At 30.1% G+C, this 3328-nt stretch carries 3 protein-coding genes and 1 tRNA gene; all 4 read right to left on the bottom strand.

The features are described 5' to 3' along the window. Window positions 1-461: 461 nt before the first annotated feature. Entirely contained in the window at window positions 462-698 is a 237-nt protein-coding gene (locus tag AB1Z17_RS06590; protein ID WP_368051002.1) for a hypothetical protein, read from the bottom strand. A gap of 114 nt (window positions 699-812) precedes the next feature. Then, a tRNA-Val gene (locus AB1Z17_RS06585) sits at window positions 813-890 on the bottom strand. A gap of 154 nt (window positions 891-1044) precedes the next feature. Then, on the bottom strand, window positions 1045-1803 hold the full coding sequence (locus AB1Z17_RS06580) for a hypothetical protein (protein ID WP_368051001.1): 759 nt from the start codon (window positions 1801-1803) through the stop codon (window positions 1045-1047). A gap of 321 nt (window positions 1804-2124) precedes the next feature. Then, the coding region (locus tag AB1Z17_RS06575; protein WP_368051000.1) for a folylpolyglutamate synthase/dihydrofolate synthase family protein at window positions 2125-3328 on the bottom strand (1204 nt) is incomplete at its 5' end.

The following is a 3328-nucleotide window of genomic DNA, read 5'->3' as shown; positions in this document are numbered from 1 at the left end:
TGATGGCTCAAAGGGACAATTCATAGATGGATGGGGGACAGATGAAAATGGATGGGCTGATATTCGTGGCGATATTACTTGTATGGTTGTTGATGAAAATATGGCTAATTTGACTCTAAAAAGAGGAGAGGTTAAAATCTGGTAACCAGTAAAAACATAACTGATAAAGGAAAAATCGCCTAAATTAATTATTTAGGAGATTTATTAAAATTATTAAACTAACAAGTACTAAAGGATCATGAAGTAATCAAGGTTTCACAAATAAATACACCAATCTGAATTAACCTCTTCTTTATGTTGTTTATAAGGATTGTCAAAAATTCCTTGTAAACACTATTAAGGAAGTACTTTTATATTCAAATAATTTCAGGATGGCCAATCTCCTCATCGAGCAAATGAAACCGGAGAAAAAACCTACTACATTTCTGTAATCGGTTTGATATTTTAATAATTTAAAACTATTAGAAACCATCCTCACAATTCGGAGTACAAGGCGGAGGGGGTGGAATATTACAAATCTGACGATCAACATTATATCCGTTATTTAAATATCCATCTACCTGAAATTCATAAACTTGAACACTAACTCGTTCTTCGCCTTCACACTTATACAAAGTTACTTTTTCACAACTTAAAGGAGTAAACGCCATAAAAATAAACGCCCCAAATAATACGGTTGAGATTTTTAATCTTTTCATACTTTTATTATTTTTAGTTAATAGAAGTAAAAAGGATAGTCTAAATAATTGAAAATAAAGAATTTTAAATAGAAAACATAAAAAAATCCCACTATTTCTAGTAGGATTTTACTTTGGTGGGCAATGAGGGATTCGAACCCCCGACCCCCTCGGTGTAAACGAGGTGCTCTGAACCAACTGAGCTAATTGCCCTAAGCGGATGCAAATATATAATACATTTCTTATTACACAAAGCTTTTTTATTAAAAATTTTAATTATTTTTTTATCAATTTAAAAAATTAAAAATAGGCAGAAAAAAACGCTGAACCAACTAGTTCAGCGTCAATAATATAATTTGAAATTTTATTATTTTACTAATTCTGGCACATTAGAATAAATGTAGTCTCCATGACCCGCAAATATTTTATTATACCCTTTAAAAAATTCTTTTCTCTTATCTTCATCAGACCAGTGCTCATTAATAAGTCTTCCATCTTCTTCAAAAGCTTTTTCTATATCTCCTAAACTTTCAAAAGCAAATGCTTCAACCATATCATTACTATCCGCTCCCCACCTATGAACATGAGTATAATAACCCTTTATATAGTTATTTTTCATAGTCACATTTTCAAAATACTCATTCCAGCCTGACCCTCCTCCTGATCCTCTTTTATTTACTTTAACATAAAAAATTAACGGTTTATCACCATCCAACTTTGCAGGTTTAGAATAGCGTGTAGTCATATAAATTTCGTCACTATGATGATTAGAGTAATAACTGCTTTGTTTGTCAAAAAAAGCATTTGTTTCCTCTTCATTTGGACAAGCTTCATCTATTAATTTATTTGATACTTCTGCGGCATTATCAATATCTTCCCAATTTTTATAGACTGTCACTAATTTTACTTCAGAATCATCTGGAGTGAAATAGTGAAAATAAACTCCATAACCCAAGATTAGATCATTTTTCATGGTGACTTTGTCAAAGTATTCCTTTTCAGTTTTCATCCAATCTGAAAAATCAACATTGGGATCACTACTCCTGTGAACTGTTGTTACAACCATATAAGCAGGTTTGAACTCCTCCGTTTTAGATTCTTGGGAATAAAATTTGGAAGTAAACATAATTGATAATACAAAGATTCCAAGCAATAAATTTTTAATTGTTTTCATGATATATTTAATTTAGTTAGTATTCTAAAACAAATTATTATTCATACAAATAATAAAAATTTGAGGTTTCCTAAAATGAATAAACAATGGAAAAGGAGTAAATCTATAGATGTAAATCCATTGAGTGAGGGGGAATTAGTAATTAAAACAGAATTACTAAAAATATCATTTTGTCAATAATTGAGGTCTTATATTGTAAATATATTAATTTTTTTTGAATAAAAAAATTAATCACGAATATAGCATATGTTTTATTGATAAAATCACAACGCGCTAAACAACTTCAGCAACTACAAAAGTACTTCCTCCAATAAAAATTAAATCGTTACTGTGTGCGTTTTTTAATGCCGCTTTATATGCTTCTTTAACGGAATTATAAACTTTTCCATTTAATTCAAATTTCAAACATTTCGTTTTCAATTCTAGCCCATCTAATCCTCTTGGAATATCTGGTTTGCAAAAATAATACATTGCTTCTTTTGGGAATAATGGAAGAATTGTTGTTAAATCCTTATCATTTACAACTCCAAAAACAACATGTAACCTTTCAAACTTTTCATTTCGCAACTGATGCAGCACATAAGCTAAACCTTCTTTGTTATGACCTGTATCGCAAATAACTTTAGGCTGCCGATTTAAAATTTGCCATCTTCCTAAAAGCCCTGTATTTTTTTTAACATTTAACAGTCCTATTTTTAAATTTTCTTCTGAAATAGTAAAACCTTTCTCTTTTAGAACTTCAATAGTTTTTACAACTGTTTTTAAATTATGTTGTTGATAAGATCCTTTTAAATCTGTTTGAAAATTTGAGGTATTCAAATTGGATGCTATAAACAATTGGGCATTCTTTTCTTTAGCTATTTTTTCGAAAACAGGAAATACTTCTTTTTGAAATTCCCCAATTACTACTGGAATATTTGACTTAATAATTCCTGCTTTTTCAAAAGCAATTTCTGGCAATGTTTCACCTAAAAATTGAGTGTGGTCTAAACCAATATTTGTAATTACTGAAACCTCTGGAGTTATAATATTTGTAGAATCTAACCTCCCTCCTAGACCAACTTCAATAATTGCAATATCAACTTCTTGTTTTGCAAAACAATCAAATGCCAAACCAACAGTCATTTCAAAAAAAGATAATTTATGAGTTGACAAGAATTTGTTGTTTTTTTTAATGAAATTTATAACATCAATTTTTCTAATAACTTCTCCATTAATTCTAATTCGTTCTCTAAAATCTTTTAAATGCGGTGAGGTGTACAAGCCAACTTTGTACCCAGCTTCTTGTAAAACCGAAGCTAACATATGGCTTGTAGAACCCTTACCATTTGTACCGGCAACGTGAATGGTTTTAAACTTTTTTTCGGGATAATTTAGATGCTTAGACAAGGCTAAACTGTTGGTTAAATCTTTTTTAAAGGCTGCTTGTCCTTGCCTTTGATACATTGGCAATTGAGAAAACATCCAATTGAGGGTG

The sequence above is a fragment of the Lutibacter sp. genome, from assembly GCF_040883305.1.
In the GTDB taxonomy this organism is placed as follows: domain Bacteria; phylum Bacteroidota; class Bacteroidia; order Flavobacteriales; family Flavobacteriaceae; genus Lutibacter.
This window is presented reverse-complemented; position numbering and strand designations above follow the sequence as displayed.